Origin of the sequence: Pseudomonas sp. BIC9C (assembly GCF_034541995.1) — a bacterium.
Lineage (GTDB): Bacteria > Pseudomonadota > Gammaproteobacteria > Pseudomonadales > Pseudomonadaceae > Aquipseudomonas > Aquipseudomonas fluorescens_CC.
In genome coordinates, this window is sequence record NZ_JAWDGM010000002.1 from 111,892 (window position 1) to 128,318 (window position 16,427).

The 16,427-nt window shown below is 60.1% G+C and carries 12 protein-coding genes and 1 pseudogene; 11 read left to right on the forward strand and 2 right to left on the reverse strand.

From position 1 onward, the window contains the following. Window positions 1-232: 232 nt before the first annotated feature. The 7 genes from RS887_RS10620 (at window position 233) to RS887_RS10650 (ending at window position 10,872) form a co-directional block, all read left to right on the forward strand. Window positions 233-715, forward strand: coding sequence for a sigma-70 family RNA polymerase sigma factor (locus RS887_RS10620; protein WP_322615346.1), 483 nt, complete (start codon window positions 233-235; stop codon window positions 713-715). A 146-nt stretch (window positions 716-861) separates the two neighbouring features. Next, window positions 862-2,196 (forward strand): lysine N(6)-hydroxylase/L-ornithine N(5)-oxygenase family protein, encoded by a 1,335-nt coding sequence (locus tag RS887_RS10625; protein ID WP_322615347.1) that lies wholly within the window; start codon window positions 862-864, stop codon window positions 2,194-2,196. Between the two features lie 588 nt (window positions 2,197-2,784). Beyond that, entirely contained in the window at window positions 2,785-5,499 is a 2,715-nt protein-coding gene (gene mgtA / locus RS887_RS10630) for a magnesium-translocating P-type ATPase (RefSeq protein WP_322615348.1), read from the forward strand. A 140-nt stretch (window positions 5,500-5,639) separates the two neighbouring features. Further along, on the forward strand, window positions 5,640-6,356 hold the full coding sequence (locus RS887_RS10635) for an MgtC/SapB family protein (RefSeq protein ID WP_322615349.1): 717 nt from the start codon (window positions 5,640-5,642) through the stop codon (window positions 6,354-6,356). A gap of 151 nt (window positions 6,357-6,507) precedes the next feature. After that, on the forward strand, window positions 6,508-6,909 hold the full coding sequence (locus tag RS887_RS10640) for a chemotaxis protein CheY (protein ID WP_322615350.1): 402 nt from the start codon (window positions 6,508-6,510) through the stop codon (window positions 6,907-6,909). A 108-nt stretch (window positions 6,910-7,017) separates the two neighbouring features. Then, window positions 7,018-7,644: a response regulator transcription factor gene (locus tag RS887_RS10645; protein ID WP_322615351.1), complete on the forward strand. Its 627-nt coding sequence runs from the start codon at window positions 7,018-7,020 to the stop codon at window positions 7,642-7,644. Then, on the forward strand, window positions 7,645-10,872 hold the full coding sequence (locus RS887_RS10650) for a transporter substrate-binding domain-containing protein (RefSeq protein WP_322615352.1): 3,228 nt from the start codon (window positions 7,645-7,647) through the stop codon (window positions 10,870-10,872). It abuts the gene before it with no gap. Between the two features lie 3 nt (window positions 10,873-10,875). Here the strand turns inward: RS887_RS10650 and dkgB are convergent, their stop codons facing one another. Then, entirely contained in the window at window positions 10,876-11,679 is an 804-nt protein-coding gene (dkgB, locus tag RS887_RS10655; RefSeq protein ID WP_322615353.1) for a 2,5-didehydrogluconate reductase DkgB, read from the reverse strand. A gap of 247 nt (window positions 11,680-11,926) precedes the next feature. Continuing rightward, the gene (locus RS887_RS10660) at window positions 11,927-12,835 is read right to left on the reverse strand and encodes a LysR family transcriptional regulator (protein WP_322615354.1); all 909 of its coding nucleotides are present in this window, start codon (window positions 12,833-12,835) and stop codon (window positions 11,927-11,929) included. 104 nt (window positions 12,836-12,939) lie between these two features. On the opposite strand from RS887_RS10660, the gene RS887_RS10665 reads away from it, so the two are divergent. From RS887_RS10665 to RS887_RS10680, 4 genes and pseudogenes are all read left to right on the forward strand, one after another. Then, complete coding sequence (locus RS887_RS10665) at window positions 12,940-13,806, forward strand: pirin family protein (RefSeq protein ID WP_322615355.1); 867 nt, start codon at window positions 12,940-12,942, stop codon at window positions 13,804-13,806. A gap of 93 nt (window positions 13,807-13,899) precedes the next feature. After that, a complete protein-coding gene (locus tag RS887_RS10670) occupies window positions 13,900-14,583 on the forward strand; it encodes an isochorismatase family protein (RefSeq protein ID WP_322615356.1) in 684 nt (227 codons plus the stop codon). Window positions 14,584-14,585: 2 nt separating this feature from the next. Beyond that, window positions 14,586-14,669, forward strand: a pseudogene (locus tag RS887_RS10675) (hydrolase); the annotation flags it as partial. Between the two features lie 220 nt (window positions 14,670-14,889). Further along, a complete protein-coding gene (locus RS887_RS10680; RefSeq protein ID WP_322615357.1) occupies window positions 14,890-16,332 on the forward strand; it encodes a mechanosensitive ion channel domain-containing protein in 1,443 nt (480 codons plus the stop codon). Window positions 16,333-16,427: the final 95 nt, after the last annotated feature.

Sequence of the window (16,427 nt, forward strand, 5' to 3'; positions counted from 1 at the left end):
ACGATAACGCGTGCTGTCTGGATAAACGCGTTGCGCTTGAGTCCATCGCGAGCAAGCTCGCTCCTACAGGGGGCGTGACTAAATGACGGGCAAATTGAACCAGTACTTTAAATCTATATGAGAATTACTATAAATTACGCGACTCGAACTGCCACTATCGTGCCACTGCTTGTTTCAGCGGTTGTACAAAGGGCTCAAGGAATGAAACCGCACGCCCGTGCGGACGGGAGTCATGTTGGAAAACTACTATCGCGAGCTGGTGTGTTTCCTGAACGCCAGGCTGGGCAACCGCCAGGTGGCCGAAGATGTGGTTCATGACGCTTATCTGCGCGTGCTGGAACGGACCAGCGACGCGCCGATCGAGCAACCCCGCGCCTTCCTTTATCGCACCGCATTGAACCTGGTCATCGATGACCACCGCCGTAACGCCTTGCGTCGCGCCGAGCCGCTGGACGTGCTCGACAGCGAAGAACGCTACTTCACGCCTTCACCGCACAAGGTCCTCGATCACGGCCAGCGCCTGGAGATGCTCCAGCGAGCCTTGGCGGAGTTGCCACGACTGTGCCGCGAGAGCTTTCTGTTGCGCAAGATCGAGGGTCTGTCCCATCCGCAGATCGCCGAGCAACTGGGCATTTCCCGTGCACTGGTTGAAAAGCACATCGTCAATGCCATGAAGCATTGCCGTGTGCGGATGCGCCAGTGGGAAGGCCTCTGATCCCCCGGGTTCATCGAGCCTCGTTAAATTTTGTTTCATTGTCCTCGTTCCTACTCAACAGACGACCTGTCGTCCTGCCCAAGGCCGGTCAGGTCACTCAGGTTCAATGCCGCGCTTTTGCGGGGAACATCCAGAGGACACTGGAAATGACACAGGCAATTGCATCGCCCCTCGTTCACGACCTGATCGGCGTCGGATTCGGCCCGTCGAACCTGGCACTGGCCATCGCGCTGCAAGAGCGCGGGGCGAGCCAGGGCGACCTGGATGTGCTGTTTCTCGACAAGCAGGCTGACTACCGCTGGCATGGCAACACCCTGGTGACCCAGAGCGAATTGCAGATTTCCTTCCTCAAGGACCTGGTGACCCTGCGCAATCCGACCAGCCCTTACTCGTTCGTCAATTACCTCAAGGCCCACGGGCGTCTGGTGGACTTCATCAACCTGGGCACCTTCTATCCGTGCCGTATGGAGTACAACGACTACCTGCGCTGGGTCGCCGGGCAGTTCACTGCGCAAAGCCGTTACGGCGAAGAAGTGCTGGCCATCGAGCCGGTGCTGCACAACCATCAGGTCGAGGCGTTGCAGGTGATCTCCCGCGATGCGACCGGGCATCAGCAGGTACGCACCACCCGTTCGGTGGTGATCAGCGCCGGTGGCACGCCGCGTATTCCCGAGGTGTTCAAGGCGCTCAAGGATGACGGCCGGGTGTTCCACCATTCCCAGTACCTGGCGCAGATGGCCAAGCAGCCGTGCGTGGACAACCGGCCGATGAGCATCGCAATCATCGGTGGCGGGCAGAGCGCGGCAGAGGCCTTCATCGATTTGAACGACAGCTTCCCGTCGGTGCAGGTGGACATGATCCTGCGCGGCTCGGCATTGAAGCCGGCCGACGACAGCCCCTTCGTCAACGAAGTGTTCTCGCCGCAGTTCACTGACCTGGTGTTCCAGCAGCCCGACAGCGAACGCGAGCGTTTGGTGAACGAGTACCACAACACCAACTACTCGGTGGTGGACATCGATCTGATCGAGCGCATCTACGGCATTTTCTACCGGCAGAAAGTCTCGGGCATCGCCCGCCATGCGTTCCATACCCTGACCACTATCGAAATAGCCACAGCCAACGAACGTGGCATCGATCTGGTGCTGCGCAACAACGCCACCGGTGAAGTCGCGGTGCGTCACTACGACGCCGTGGTCCTGGCCACCGGTTACGAGCGGCAGATGCACCGCAAACTGCTGGCACCGCTGGCAGAGTACCTGGGCGATTTCGAGGTCGATCGCAACTACAAACTGATCACCGACGAACGCTGCAAGGCTGGCCTCTACATGCAGGGCTTCTGTCAGGCCAGTCACGGCTTGAGCGACACCTTGCTGTCGATCCTGCCGATTCGCGCCGATGAGATTGCCGGGTCGTTGTATGACCATGGCAAGCACCGTGGGCATCGTTCGATGGCGGATTTGTTGTTGGCGACTGCCAGCTAAAATATTCGGCGACTGATAGGTCGTCATCGCGGGCAAGCCCGCTCCCACAATGACCGCGTCTGCCACAAATCTTGTGTACGGTGCGATACCTGTGGGAGCGGGCTTGCCCGCGATGACGGCCTATCAGGCACCACAAATGCCGAATCCTGAACCCTTCCTGAAGAACCCCGCATTTCCCCCGGCAAGCTTTTGTAACGGGTTTACTCTCCAAACATCGGGGCGTAAGCTTCGCGCGTTTTCATCCATTACGGAGACCCACAGTGGGTACTTGTTCGAGTGACAGTTGTCGGCCGGTCTCGGTAACCGGCATTTTCTCGGCAAGATAACGCGCAGTCTCCTGTGCCGTTGTCTCGCCGACAAGCGAGCAGCGGCATCCTGATCATGGCCAGTCCTGGCCGTGTCCCGACGTCCCTTCTCATCGACGCTGAACAGAGCGTGGTTTCGACTTTTTTGTCGTGGCCGCCGCCCTATCGACACGCCTGTCATTTGTGACCGGCGCGCCAGGCCTTGCTTTGCCGGTTGTTCCGGCGGCACAGGCGTGGACTTGCCTGCTCGACGGTTTCCCGGCTGACCAAAGGGGCACCAGCCATGAAACTTACCCTCAAGGAATTCTTCGCAGGTTTCCTGCGTAACCGCCACATCGCCCGGCACTTCCGTCGCCTGGCGTTGCTGGAAACCTTCACCGACACCACGGTCAGCCGTGAAGTCCCACCGACCCTGGCGCAAACCCTGGTGGTCGCTGCCGGTAGTGATACGGGTCAACTGCTCAACAATCTTGGCAGTCACACCGATGGCTTGAGCGAGCTTGAAGCCGATACCCTGCGCGAGCAATTCGGCCTCAATGAAGTCGAGCACGAACAACCGCTGCCCTGGTGGACGCACCTGTGGCACTGCTACAAAAACCCGTTCAACCTGCTGCTGACCCTGCTGGCGGTCATCTCGTGGCTGACCGAAGACATGAAAGCCGCCATCGTGATTTTCTCCATGGTGGTGCTCTCGACCTTGCTGCGCTTCTGGCAGGAAACCAAATCCAACCAGGCCGCCGATGCCCTCAAGGCCATGGTCAGCAACACTGCCACTGTGATGCGCCGGGACCTCGAGGACCGCAGCGCGCAGCGCATCGAATTGCCGATCAGGCAACTGGTGCCGGGCGATCTGATCGTGCTGTCTGCCGGTGACATGATTCCCGCCGATTGCCGGGTGCTCAGCGCCAAGGACCTGTTCGTCAGCCAGGCGGCGATGACCGGTGAATCGATGCCGGTGGAAAAATTTCCCCGTCAACAGGACCGCGACACACTCAACCCCCTGGACCTGGACAACATCCTGTTCATGGGCACCAACGTGGTGTCCGGCACGGCCATGGCGGTGATTCTCACCACCGGTAACAGCACCTATTTCGGCGCTCTGGCCCAGCGGGTCGGCGCCACTGACCGGGCACCGACCTCGTTCCAGACCGGGGTCAACAAAGTCAGCTGGCTGCTGATCCGCTTCATGTTCGTGATGGCGCCGCTGGTGTTGTTCATCAACGGATTCACCAAGGGCGACTGGACCGAAGCGCTGCTGTTCGCGCTGTCGATTGCCGTGGGCCTGACCCCGGAAATGCTGCCGATGATCGTCACCTCGACCCTGGCCAAGGGCGCTGTATTCCTGTCACGCAAAAAAGTCATCGTCAAACGCCTCGACGCCATCCAGAACTTCGGCGCCATGGATGTGTTGTGCACCGACAAGACCGGCACCCTGACCCAGGACAGGATCTTCCTGGCGCGCAACGTCGATGTCTGGGGCCATGACTCCGATGACGTGCTGGAGATGGCCTACCTCAACAGCTACTACCAGACCGGCCTGAAAAATCTGCTGGATGTGGCGGTGCTCGAACACGTCGAAATCCATCGTCAATTGAAAGTCGGCACGGCGTTTCGCAAGGTCGACGAGATTCCGTTCGACTTCACCCGTCGGCGCATGTCGGTGGTGGTCGCCGAGCGCGATCAACCGCACTTGCTGATCTGCAAGGGGGCGGTGGAAGAGGTGCTGGCGGTCTGCTCGCGGGTGCGTCACGGCGAAGTCGATGAAGCCCTGACCGAACAATTGCTGGCACGCATTCGTCAGGTCACGGCCACGTTCAATGCCGAGGGCTTGCGTGTCGTGGCGGTAGCGGCACGGCCGATGAGCGAAGGACGCGACACCTACAGCCTGGCCGATGAGCAGGCACTGACGCTGATCGGTTACGTGGCGTTCCTCGACCCGCCCAAGGAAAGCACTGCGCCGGCACTCAAGGCGTTGGCAGCCCACGGCGTGGCGGTGAAAGTGCTGACCGGCGACAACGAACTGGTGACGGCGAAGATCTGCCGCGAAGTCGGCCTGGAGCAGCAAGGCCTGCTGATGGGCAACGACATCGAACGCATGACGGATGCCGAACTGGCGAAAGCCGTGGAGACCACCAACGTCTTCGCCAAACTGACGCCATCGCACAAGGAACGCATCGTCCGTCTGCTCAAGGGAAACGGCCATGTGGTCGGTTTCATGGGCGACGGCATCAACGATGCCCCGGCCCTGCGCACCGCCGACATCGGTATTTCCGTGGACAGTGCCGTGGATATCGCCAAGGAAGCAGCCGACATCATCCTCCTGGAAAAAAGCCTGATGGTGCTGGAGGAGGGCGTGCTGGAAGGCCGCCGGACCTTCGCCAACATGCTCAAGTACATCAAGATGACCGCCAGCTCGAACTTCGGCAACGTGTTCTCGGTGCTGGTGGCCAGTGCGTTCATTCCATTCCTGCCGATGCTGCCGATGCACCTGCTGGTGCAGAACCTGCTCTATGACATTTCGCAGATCGCCATCCCGTTCGATAACGTCGATGACGAAATGCTCAAGCAACCGCAGCGCTGGCAGCCGGCGGATGTCGGGCGCTTCATGCTGTTTTTCGGGCCGATCAGTTCGATCTTCGACATCACGACGTTCGCCTTGATGTGGTACGTGTTCGATGCCAATACGCCGGATCACCAGACCCTGTTCCAGTCTGGCTGGTTCGTGGTCGGGCTGCTGACCCAGACACTGATCGTGCACATGATCCGCACGCCGAAGGTCCCGTTCCTGCAGAGCCGCGCAGCCATGCCGTTGCTGGTGATGACCGGACTGATCATGGCCGTGGGGATTTTCCTGCCGATGGGACCGCTGGCGCATTACTTCAAGTTGCAGGCATTGCCGTCACTGTATTTCGTGTTCCTGCCGGTGATCCTGCTGGCGTACATGGCGCTCACCCAGGCGGTGAAAGGGTTCTACATCCGGCGGTTTGGCTGGCAATAAGGCTGCCAGATGTAGGAGCGAGCCTGCTCGCGATGGTCGTTAACGATAACGCGTGTTTACTGGCTAAACGCGGCGCTCTTGAGTCCATCGCGAGCAAGCTCGCTCCTACAGGGGGTCGTGTGTTTTTCAAGGAGCTTTAAATGCAAGCCATCAACAACCTCAACCTGACTTCGCTGATCGACACCCTGGTCAGCCTTAGCGCGGCCTTCATCCTCGGTGGCCTGATCGGTTTCGAGCGTCAGTACCGGCAGCGCACCGCCGGCCTGCGCACCAACGTGCTGGTGGCGGTGGGCGCGGCGATTTTCGTCGACATGGCCAACCGTCTCGGCGGGGCTGAAGGCGCTGTGCGGGTCGTGGCGTATGTGGTCTCCGGTATCGGCTTTCTCGGTGCCGGGGTGATCATGCGTGAAGAGGGCAATGTGCGCGGCCTCAATACCGCCGCGACCCTCTGGACCTCGGCGGCAGTCGGTGCCTGCGCCGGTGCCGACCTGCTGGCCGAAGCGTTGCTCGGCACGCTGTTCGTGCTCGCGGCCAATACCTTGCTGCGGCCGATCGTCAACAACATCAACCGTCAGCCGCTGGATGTGATTTCGGCGGAAGTCACCAACATCGTCTATGTCATCGCCCGGCGCACGCAGCAAAAAACCGTGCTGGCCTTGCTCGAAGCCGAACTGGAGCGCAGCAACTATCCGGCCAGCGATGTCGATGTGCATGCCTTTGGCACGGATGAAATTGAAATCGAAGCCACCCTGGCGACCACCTCGGTCGATGGTGATGAACTGGATGCGCTCGTAGCGCGGATTTCGATGTCGACCCTGGTGGTGCAGGCGTTCTGGAGTCCGAGTACCACGGAGTAAAGGCCAAGGTTTCCGGGGCGAGGCGCGCTTGCGTTTCCCAAGCAAGAGTCAGATTAACCCACATGGATTTAGGAATATTCCTACATAAACCTAGGGAGGTCTTCCGTAGGCTTTGCGACCTCTTGAAACCGACATCCTTTTGGAGGTCACCTTGGCGAACAAATCCTTGCGCATCCTGATTGCCGATGCGCAGCACTTCAACCGCCTGCGGATCGAGCGGCTGTTCAATCAGCTCGGTTACTTCCGGGTGGCGCCGGTGCAGAGCCTCGACGAGCTCCTTCCACTGGTGGAGTACGGTTGCGCGCCTCTGGATCTGGTGCTCGTCAATGGGGCGATGGCCAACGGAGTGCTGGACCTGTTCAATTTCCTTGCCGACAACCCGCAGGTTCATCGCGGGTTTATCTTCAATGAACAGCAGGTGCCATTGCCGCCAGTCTCAGGCAAAGTCCAGGTCAGCCAGGCTGCTCTGCCTGACCTGGCGTCAATCACGCAGTTGATGAGCGCCATCGATCGTACGCGACCGTTCGTCGGAACTGTCATTTCTGTCAGGTAGTCCCTTCCAGCCCACCATGCCAGAGTCTATGCGCAGCGTTGTGCCCAACCGCAGCGGTGCCTGGAGGGCATTTCTTGCCCGATCGTGTTGTTTTGCACGGGAGTTGTCATGAAGTCAGCACTGATTGTGGAAGATCATCCGGTGGTACGCTCCATGATCAAACTCGTACTCAAGGGTGAAGGATTCACGCAGATTTACGAGGCCTCCCGGGGCGATGAGGTCCTGTCGTTGATCCGGGCGCATCAACCGGATGTCCTGTTGCTTGATCTGGGCCTTCCTGGCGTGGCGGGGCTTGAGGTGATGGACCGTATCAAGGCCGAGAACACGCGATGTCGCGTCGTGGTGTTCACCTCGCTGGAGGCCGAGTTTTATCAGGAGCGCTGCATTCGGGCCGGGGCTGTTGCCTATGTTTCCAAGAGCAAGGACCTGGACGACTTGAGGGCTGCGGTGAATTCGGTGATGGCCGGCTACACCTATTTCGCCCAGATCTCTTCGAGTTCCGTGTTGATAGGGGATTTGCAACGCAGTGAAAAACAGTTGATCGACAAACTCTCCAATCGTGAGTTGACCATTCTTCAGTACCTGGCCCGGGGCTCGAAAAACCTGGAAATCGCCGAGATCATGCACCTGAGCTACAAGACCGTCAGTACCTACAAGACCCGACTCATTCTCAAGCTCAATGTGAGTTCGTCGGTGCACTTGAGGGATTTCGCCTTGCGCAATCATTTGATCTGAATGAACGTTCCAGGGCGACTGGCAGGTTGGGTACTGACTGGCCTTCTTTTATGGGCATCGACAGCCTGTGCGCAACAGTCGTTGACCCTGTTGGGACGCTCGAGTGCCGAAGGTCTGAGCGTCAGGTTGTCGGACGCCGAGTTGCGCTGGCTACAGCAAAAAGGTCGATTGGTGCTGGCTGTCTCGGCGCCGGACTATCCCCCTTTCGAGTTCAATACGGCGGGCAAGGTGTTCGAAGGCGTGACAGCCGATTACGCCGGGTTGCTCGAACAAATGTTGAACGTCGTCATTGAGGTCGAATGTTATCCGTCGCGGGCCGACGCCGTGCAGGCCATCAAGGAGGGGCGGGCAGACCTGCTGGGAACGGCCAATCGATTTGAAGCCGAAGATCCACAGTTGCAGTTGTCCAGCGCCTACGCGGTCGATCAGCCGGTGCTGGTCACGCGTACCGATTTCCCTCCGGTGCTCGACCCGACACTGGCCGGCAAGCGGCTGGCGATGCAGTATCACTACTTGCCCGAATACAGCGTGCAACAGTTCTATTCCAAGGCGCAGGTCCAGCTTTTTCCTTCGACGCTGGCGGCGATGGGCGCCGTGGCATTCGGCCAGGCCGATATCTATCTGGGCGATGCGATCAATGCCCATTATCTGATCAGCAGGAACAACCTGAACAACGTGCGCCTGACGGACTTCTCGCCCATGGAATCCGGGCGTTTTGCCTTTGCGATGGCCGGCGACAACGTTTCGCTATTGCGCATCGTCAATAAGGCACTGGAGGCCATCACCACCCATGAACAAATGAATATCCTGCGTCGTTGGGGGGCAAACGGGGTATCTATCCCGGGCACCGAGTCATTGCAATTGAGCGTGGCCGAGCAGAATTGGCTCGAACGCCACCCGCGGGTGAAGGTGGCGATCAACGAAAACATTCCACCCATTACATTCATCGACAGCGAAGGCAAATTTCGCGGTATTGGCGTCGATGTGCTGACGAAAATCAGTTCGCGTACCGGGCTGCAATTTGACATCCAGGGCGTGAAGTCGGTGGCCGAAATGATGGCCGGCATTTCCAGCGGACAGATCGATGTGCTGGCCGGTATCGGCCTCAGTTCCCTGCGTGACGACGAACTGCTGTTCACCCGGGCGTTTCTGAGCAGCCCTTCGGTGCTGGTGACCCGCGCAGCCGCGGGCAGCCCCAGGACACTGGATGACATGGCGGGAAAAAACCTGGCGCTGACCCGGGGCAACGTTGTCGGCGAGTACATTCGCCAGCATTACCCGCTGATCCGGCAGGTGGATGCACCACTGTCGACGGAAGCCATGGAAATGGTCGCCCAGGGCAAGGTCCAGGGCGGCATCAACTCGCTGATCAGCGCCCGTTACCTGATTTCCCGGCAGTATCGCGATCGCCTGCAAGTGACCAGCACCGTGGGCACCCACCCCGCCCGAAGCACCCTGGCAACCAGTCGCGAGGCCACCGAACTGCATTCGATTCTGGACAAGGCGCTGTTGAGCATCCCTCCCGAAGAAATCGACGAGCTGACCCAACCCTGGCGCTATGACTCGATGGTCGAACAGAGCTACTGGCTGCGACACCGGCAGGCGATCGTGCAGGCGTTTGCGGTGGCGGGTGTCTTGCTGTTGCTCGCGTTGGCCGGGATCGTCTGGCAGCGGCGTCAGATCCGCCAGCGTCAGCAATTGCTCGGGCAATTGCAGGAAGCCAAGGACGCGGCGGACGACGCCAACCGTGCCAAGACCACGTTCCTGGCCACCATGAGCCATGAAATCCGTACGCCGATGAACGCGTTGATCGGCATGCTCGAACTGGCGTTGAAACGGGCCGATGAAGGGGTGACCGACCGCGCCGCCATCGAGGTCGCGTCCAACGCCGGGCAGCAATTGCTGGATTTGATCGGCGACATTCTGGACGTCGCCCGGATCGAATCCGGGCATTTGTCGCTGGCGCCGGAGCGGGTCAATCTGCATGCGCTGGTGATGTCGGTCTGCCGGGTTTTCGAAGGGTTGGCGATGCAGAAGAATCTGCAGTGGCGAGTCGAACTCGACGAACACAGTGACCGCGACGTGATGCTCGATCCCACGCGCTTCAAACAAGTGCTGTCCAATCTGCTGAGCAATGCGATCAAGTTCACCCGTGAAGGCCAGGTGAGCCTGGTACTGCGCGTGCAGCCTCAAGCCCCGGCGCATCTCGCCGTCAGTGTACAGATCGAGGACAGCGGCATCGGTATCAGCGCTTTCGACCAGCAACGCCTGTTCAGCCCTTTCGTGCAGGCGGGCAACAGTCAGCAGACCGCCCGGCAGGGTTCCGGCCTGGGCCTGGTGATCAGTCGCACCCTGTGCGAAACCATGGGTGGCCAGTTGCAGCTCGACAGTGAGCCTGGGCGCGGGACGCGGGTGGACATCAGCCTGGTGCTGCCCGCCCTGCAAGCATTACCCGCGGCGGGGATGCCCCAGGATCCGGCGCAGCTCACGACCCGGGCGTTGTCGATCCTGGTGGTCGACGATTATCCGGCCAATCGCCTGCTGCTCTCGCGGCAGCTGAGCTACCTGGGCCATCATGTGGTGTTGGCCGAGGACGGGGCCCAAGGGCTTGAACAGTGGCGCACAGTTGGGTTCGATCTGGTCATTACCGACTGCAACATGCCGGTGCTCAGTGGTTATGAATTGGCGGGCGCGATACGTGAACAAGAGCAGGTGCAGGGGCTGGCGTCGACGCTGATACTGGGCTTTACCGCCAATGCGCAGGCCGAGGAGAAGGCCCGGTGTCAGGCGGCGGGCATGGATGATTGCCTGTTCAAACCCATTCGCCTGGTGGATTTGCAGGCGTGGCTGGCCCAGCGGTTTTCCAGCGCACCCTCAGCGGCAACTGACGACCATGGCTTTGCCGAGTTCGACTTGAGTGGGCTGGAGCGCTATGCCGATTCGGACCGTGAGCTGATCGATCAACTGATGCACGATCTGGCGCTGACCAATCGCGAGGACCGCGTGCATTTGCTGGCATTGCACACCGGCGGCAATCGTCCCGGATTGCAGGAACTGGCACACCGGATCAAGGGTGGGGCGCTGATGGTGCGAGCGCTTGGCCTGGTCGAGTGTTGCGAACGACTGGAGCAGGCGTGTCATGACGGCCGTGCGGCACTGGTCGACGAAGCCGTCGACCAGTTGCAGCAAGCCATGACCCGCCTGGACCAGCGTCTCGGGCAGGGTTGAGGCTCAATCCCAGTTCGGTGCGATGCCTTTGGGGCTGGTCAACCGGTGGCCGCGATCCAGCGTTGCGATCAACGCCATGTCGGCCTCGCTCAAGGCCAGCTCGCGCGCCTTCAAGTTGCTTTCGAGGTTGGCCCGACGCGTGGAAGAGGGGATCACTGCGTAACCCGATTGCATGGCCCAGGCCAGGGTGACCTGAGCCGGCGTCGCTTGCAGGCGTTCGGCGATCTGCTGGATGAGCGGGTCGTCGAGGGCTTCACCGTAGGCCAGGGTCATGTATGACGTGATGCCGATGCCCTGGCTCTGCGCGAACGCGACGACGTTGCGGTTTTGCAGGTACGGGTGCAGTTCGATCTGGTTGGTAGCGATGTGCTCGGCACCGATGGCCGCTATCGCTTGCTGCATCAGGTCGATGGTGAAGTTGGACACGCCGATCTGTCGGGTCAGGCCCAGGCGCTTGGCTTCGAGCAGGGCGCCCATGAACACGTCGACCGGCACTTGATCTTCCGGCGACGGCCAGTGGATCAGGGTCAGGTCCAGGTAGTCGGTCTGCAGTTTGCGCAGGCTTTCCTTCAGGCTGTCGATCAGACGATCACCGGCCAGGTTGGCGACCCAGATCTTGCTGGTGATGAACAGTTCTTCACGGGCGATGCCGCTGGCAGCGATAGCCTCGCCGACGTCGGCTTCGTTCTCGTAGATTTGTGCGGTATCGATCACCCGGTAGCCGAGCGCCAGGCCGGTGCTCACCGAATCGATGACCACCTGGCCTTGCAAGCGAAACGTACCCAGGCCGAAGGCAGGAACAGACATTGATGACTCCAGAGGTTGCAGTGGGAATGGGCGGCAGTATCCGCGCCTGCATCCGTGAGAAAAACCGCTGGAGCGGCAAAGCAATGTTTACCGCAAATCAAGAATCACCTGCAGTATTCGGCATTGATGATGTTTGTGCCGGCCCCTTCGCGAGCAAGCCCGCTCCCACAGGGGCAATGCATTCCAAATGTGGGAGCGGGCTTGCTCGCGAAGGCGGCGACTCGGCCTAAAGCCTTACCCCCGGCCCCTATGCAATATCACTGCGGCTGAATTCTTCCCCAAGAAAATCGATCAACGTGCGCACCGATGGCAGCAACCCCCGACGTGAGGGAAAGATCGCATGGATGACACCGCTTTTCGGTGCCCAGCCCGGTACCAGTTCCACCAGCTGACCGGCGGCAATTTCGTCGCGCACCACCACGCTGGGCAGGTGCACGATGCCGATCCCGGAAACTGCCGCATGGCGCAAGGCCAACAGATCATCGGTAACCATTCTCGGTGCGTGACGAATCATCGCCGTGCTGCCATCGGCGCCGAACAGTTCCCACTGATATTCGCGCTGCGCAGCGCCCCAGTGCAGGCTCGGCAAACCGCTGAGGTCGGCCGGGGAGGCCGGTGTCGACAGGCGCGATAAAAAGGCCGGACTGCCAACCACGCTCTGGGTGCTGTTGCCCAGTACCTTCATCACCATGTCGGTGTTTTCCAGCGGCGGAAAGCGTACCCGCAACGCAATATCGAAGCCCTCGTGAATCAGGTCGACCCGGCGGTTGGTGCTCTCGATGAACAACTCCACCAGCGGGTATTTGAGCATGTAGCGGGTCAGCATCGGCCCGACCCAGGAGTTGAGCAGCGCCGTCGGGCAACTGACACGCACCAGGCCCTGAGGCTCGGAGCGGTTGCGCTCGATCAGTTCGGCGGCGCTTTCCGCCTCAACCCGCATGGCCAGACAGCGCTGGTAGTAGGCCTGGCCGATTTCCGTCAAAGAGCAATGCCGGCTGGTGCGATGCAGCAGGCGCACACCCAGTCGCTCTTCGAGTTCGGCAATGCGTCGGCTGAGCTTGGACTTGGGCATGTCCAGTGCCCGGCCCGCCGCCGCGAAACCCTGATGTTCCACCACCTGGGTGAAGTAGTAGAGGGTGTTGAGGTCTTCCACCATCGTTCTCCAAATAGAACGCTAAAGCCGATTTTTGCAGTCTAGCGCAGCAAAGGTCACGCTTTTAAGCTTTGTCCATGGCTTCACTCACCTCATCAGGAGGCACCATGAAAAACATCATCGGTATCTACACCAGCCCACGGACCCATTGGGTTGGCGACGGTTTTCCGGTTCGCACGCTGTTTTCCTACGACAACCTGGGCAAACACATCAGCCCGTTCCTGATGCTGGATCACGCCGGCCCCGCTGAATTCACCCCGACCACCGAACGGCGTGGCGTTGGTCAGCATCCTCATCGTGGCTTCGAAACCGTGACTATCGTTTACAAGGGCGAACTGGAGCATCGGGACTCCACCGGCAGTGGCGGCAAGATCGGCCCCGGCGATGTGCAATGGATGACCGCCGCCTCGGGCATCCTGCATGAAGAATTCCACTCAGAAGGATTCGCCAGGAGCGGTGGCACCCTGGAGATGGTGCAACTGTGGGTCAACCTGCCGGCCAGGGACAAAATGGCCGACCCCGGCTACCAGACGATCCTCGACCGCGACATCCCGAGCATCGCCTTGCAGGACAACGCCGGCAGCCTGCGCCTGATCGCCGGTGAGTTCGACGGTCACCAAGGCCCGGCGCACACCTTCACTCCGGTCGACGTGTGGGACATTCGTTTGAATGCCGGCAAATTGCTCACCCTGGATCTGCACGAAGGGCGCAACACCGCACTGGTGGTTTTGCGTGGCACGGTTCAGGTCAATGGCCTGGAGTCGGTTCGCCAGGGGCAGTTGGCCCTGTTCGATCGCAAGGGCAATCAGATGACCCTCGAAGCCAGCGAAGACGCGGTGGTGCTGTTGCTCAGCGGCGAGCCGATCGATGAACCGATCGTCGGTCACGGGCCGTTCGTGATGAACACCGAGCAGGAAATTCACCAGGCCTTCGCCGACTTTCAGTCCGGTCGCTTCGGCCGGATGCACGCTTAACCCGCTTCGTTTCAACAATCCGCTCTACACGGGACGCGTAGGCCGGTTTCAGGGCCAGGGATGGCTGTTGCCTATCGAAAAGAGGAAACGCTCATGAACACCGTCAATGCGGCCAATTTCAATGGCCAGAAACCCACCATCGACCCCAACGATGCCGCCATGTTGTTGATCGACCACCAGAGCGGACTGTTCCAGATCGTCAAGGACATGGACGTGCCACAACTGCGCGCCAACGCCATTGCCCTGGCCAAGGCCGCGACACTGCTGAAGATGCCGGTGATCACCACGGCTTCCGTTCCACAAGGGCCGAACGGGCCGTTGATTCCGGAAATCCACGAGGCCGCGCCCCATGCGCAATACGTGGCGCGCAAAGGTGAAATCAACGCCTGGGACAACCCGGAGTTTCACGCGGCGGTCAAAGCCACCGGCAAGAAAACCCTGGTGATCGCCGGCACTTTGACCAGCGTATGCCTGGCGTTTCCGTCCATCGCCGCCGTGCATGAAGGCTACAAGGTGTTTGCGGTGGTCGATGCTTCGGGCAACCACTCGAAACTGGCCACAGAGCTGACCGTTGCCCGTTTGGCCCAGGCCGGGGTGGTGCCGATCGACATCATGGCTACGCTCTCCGAGCTGCAAGGCTCGTGGAACCGCCCGGATGCCGAGCAGTGGGCCGCTGTCTACGCCCAGGCCATGCCGCATTATCAATTGCTGATCGAGAGTTACCTCAAGGCCCAGCAAGTGGCGAACGAACACGAAGTGCTGGACTCCCGGCGCTAAGCGGTTACCCCACACTGTTCTCCAACCATATTCCGGATTACCGTAACCTGATGGCCAGCTACAGCACGCTGGCCAACAGCAAATAACTTCGGCATCACTCATACCCCTGTGGGAGCGAGCTTGCTCGTGATGGCGGCAAAACAGTCACTGATGTACTGACTGTCAGGCCGCTATCGCGAGCAAGCTCGCTCTCACATTGGTTTTGTGGTGTTTTTGGGAGGGTGTTCATCCCGCCAAATCAAATGCTCCTACACTGAGGCCAATCCATGCGATCTTCGCGTTATTGACCCTGGCTGGAGTTGCTTGATGCTGTCATTGCTCACTGAACACCCGCTGATCTGCGCAATGGCGCTGATCCTGATCGATCTTGGGTTGTGGTACTTGCTCAGCGCCGTTGGCAGTGCCTGGAAACTGTTGGTGCGGGTGGTGATTTTTTCGCTGTTCAGCCTCCTGCTGTTCAACGAAGGCCTGAACCCGATGGAGCCGCCGCCCTGGGCCGACAACGTACCCTTGCACCTGGCGGCCACCGGTTTGCAGATCGGCTGGTGGTTGTTCGGCGCGCGGACCCTGACCGTGCTGATCGGCGCGGTGATGATGCAGCGGGTCGGGCATACCGGGCGGTTGCTCCAGGATTTGCTCGGCGCGGTGATTTTCCTGATCGCGATCATTGCCGCCCTGGCCTATGTACTCGATCTGCCGGTCAAGGGCGTGCTGGCGACGTCCGGTGCGTTGGCGATCATTGTCGGTCTGGCCTTGCAAAGTACCCTCAGTGACGTGTTTTCCGGGATCGTCCTCAATACCACCAAACCCTACCAACTGGATGACTACATCTCCATCGATGGCATGGAGGGCAAGGTGACCGACATCGACTGGCGTGCCACGCGCCTGCAGACCTCCCAGGGTTGCATGGCGGTCATACCAAACTCCCTGGCAGCCAAGGCCAAGATCATCAATTTCAGTCGGCCGAGCGATATGTTCGGCATTTCCGTCTCGCTGGAAGTGAGTCCCCACGCGAGGCCGAACACGGTGATCGATGCTCTGGAACGGGCCATTCAAGGTTGTCGTGCATTGCTCGATACACCGTCGCCAAGTGTCGGCCTGAAAACCGCCAGCAACACCGGCGCGGTCTACGAAATCAGCGGCTTTGTCGCGTCGATGGACGAGAAACGTTCAGTGCGCAACCAGCTGTACGACCTGGCCTATCGGCACTTGCAGGCATCCGGGGTCAATTTGTTGTCGAGCGTGGAGCCCAGCCCGCCGATCAACTCGACTCGGAAACGGGCGTTGCTGGATAGCTCGCCGATTTTCTCCACCCTGCGCCAGGAAGAGAAAGACACGTTCAGCCAGAACATGACCCTGCAAACCTTTCGCGCCGGGGAGATGATCCTGGAAGCGGGGGAGGTCAGCGATCACTTGTTCATTATCGAATCCGGCGTGATCTCGGTGACCTTGATGCGTCACGGAGCGCCATACGAATCCGGACGCATGGGGCCGGGGGAGGTGTTCGGCGAGGCGGGTATTCTCACCGACAGCGCGCTGCCTGCGCAGTTTACCGCCAAGACATTCTGTGGCCTGTACCGCATCGAAAAGTCATACCTCAAACCGTGCCTGGATGCCCGTCACGATATCAACGAAGCAATGAAAGCCTTGCTCGATTACCGGCTGCAAAAAGCGAAAATCCTGACCCAGGACCTGCCGGTGGTGGCGGAGAAAAAGGGCTTCCTGCGATGGTTGCGCAATCGGGTGTGAATGGCCGCTGCGCGGATCGCGAGCAGGCTCGCTCCCACAGGGGAATGCGATCAAATGTGGGAGCGAGCCTGCTCGCGATGACGGCAGTGAACTCA

Bases quoted from the DNA above. Each gene is read 5' to 3' on its own strand.
- RS887_RS10635 (WP_322615349.1), top strand. From the start codon at position 5,640: ATGCAAGCCATCAACAACCTCAACCTGACTTCGCTGATCGACACCCTG.
- RS887_RS10665 (WP_322615355.1), top strand. From the start codon at position 12,940: ATGAAAAACATCATCGGTATCTACACCAGCCCACGGACCCATTGGGTT.
- RS887_RS10660 (WP_322615354.1), bottom strand. From the start codon at position 12,835: ATGGTGGAAGACCTCAACACCCTCTACTACTTCACCCAGGTGGTGGAA.
- RS887_RS10670 (WP_322615356.1), top strand. From the start codon at position 13,900: ATGAACACCGTCAATGCGGCCAATTTCAATGGCCAGAAACCCACCATC.
- RS887_RS10625 (WP_322615347.1), top strand. From the start codon at position 862: ATGACACAGGCAATTGCATCGCCCCTCGTTCACGACCTGATCGGCGTC.
- dkgB (WP_322615353.1), bottom strand. From the start codon at position 11,679: ATGTCTGTTCCTGCCTTCGGCCTGGGTACGTTTCGCTTGCAAGGCCAG.
- mgtA (WP_322615348.1), top strand. From the start codon at position 2,785: ATGAAACTTACCCTCAAGGAATTCTTCGCAGGTTTCCTGCGTAACCGC.
- RS887_RS10620 (WP_322615346.1), top strand. From the start codon at position 233: ATGTTGGAAAACTACTATCGCGAGCTGGTGTGTTTCCTGAACGCCAGG.
- RS887_RS10645 (WP_322615351.1), top strand. From the start codon at position 7,018: ATGAAGTCAGCACTGATTGTGGAAGATCATCCGGTGGTACGCTCCATG.
- RS887_RS10650 (WP_322615352.1), top strand. From the start codon at position 7,645: ATGAACGTTCCAGGGCGACTGGCAGGTTGGGTACTGACTGGCCTTCTT.
- RS887_RS10680 (WP_322615357.1), top strand. From the start codon at position 14,890: ATGCTGTCATTGCTCACTGAACACCCGCTGATCTGCGCAATGGCGCTG.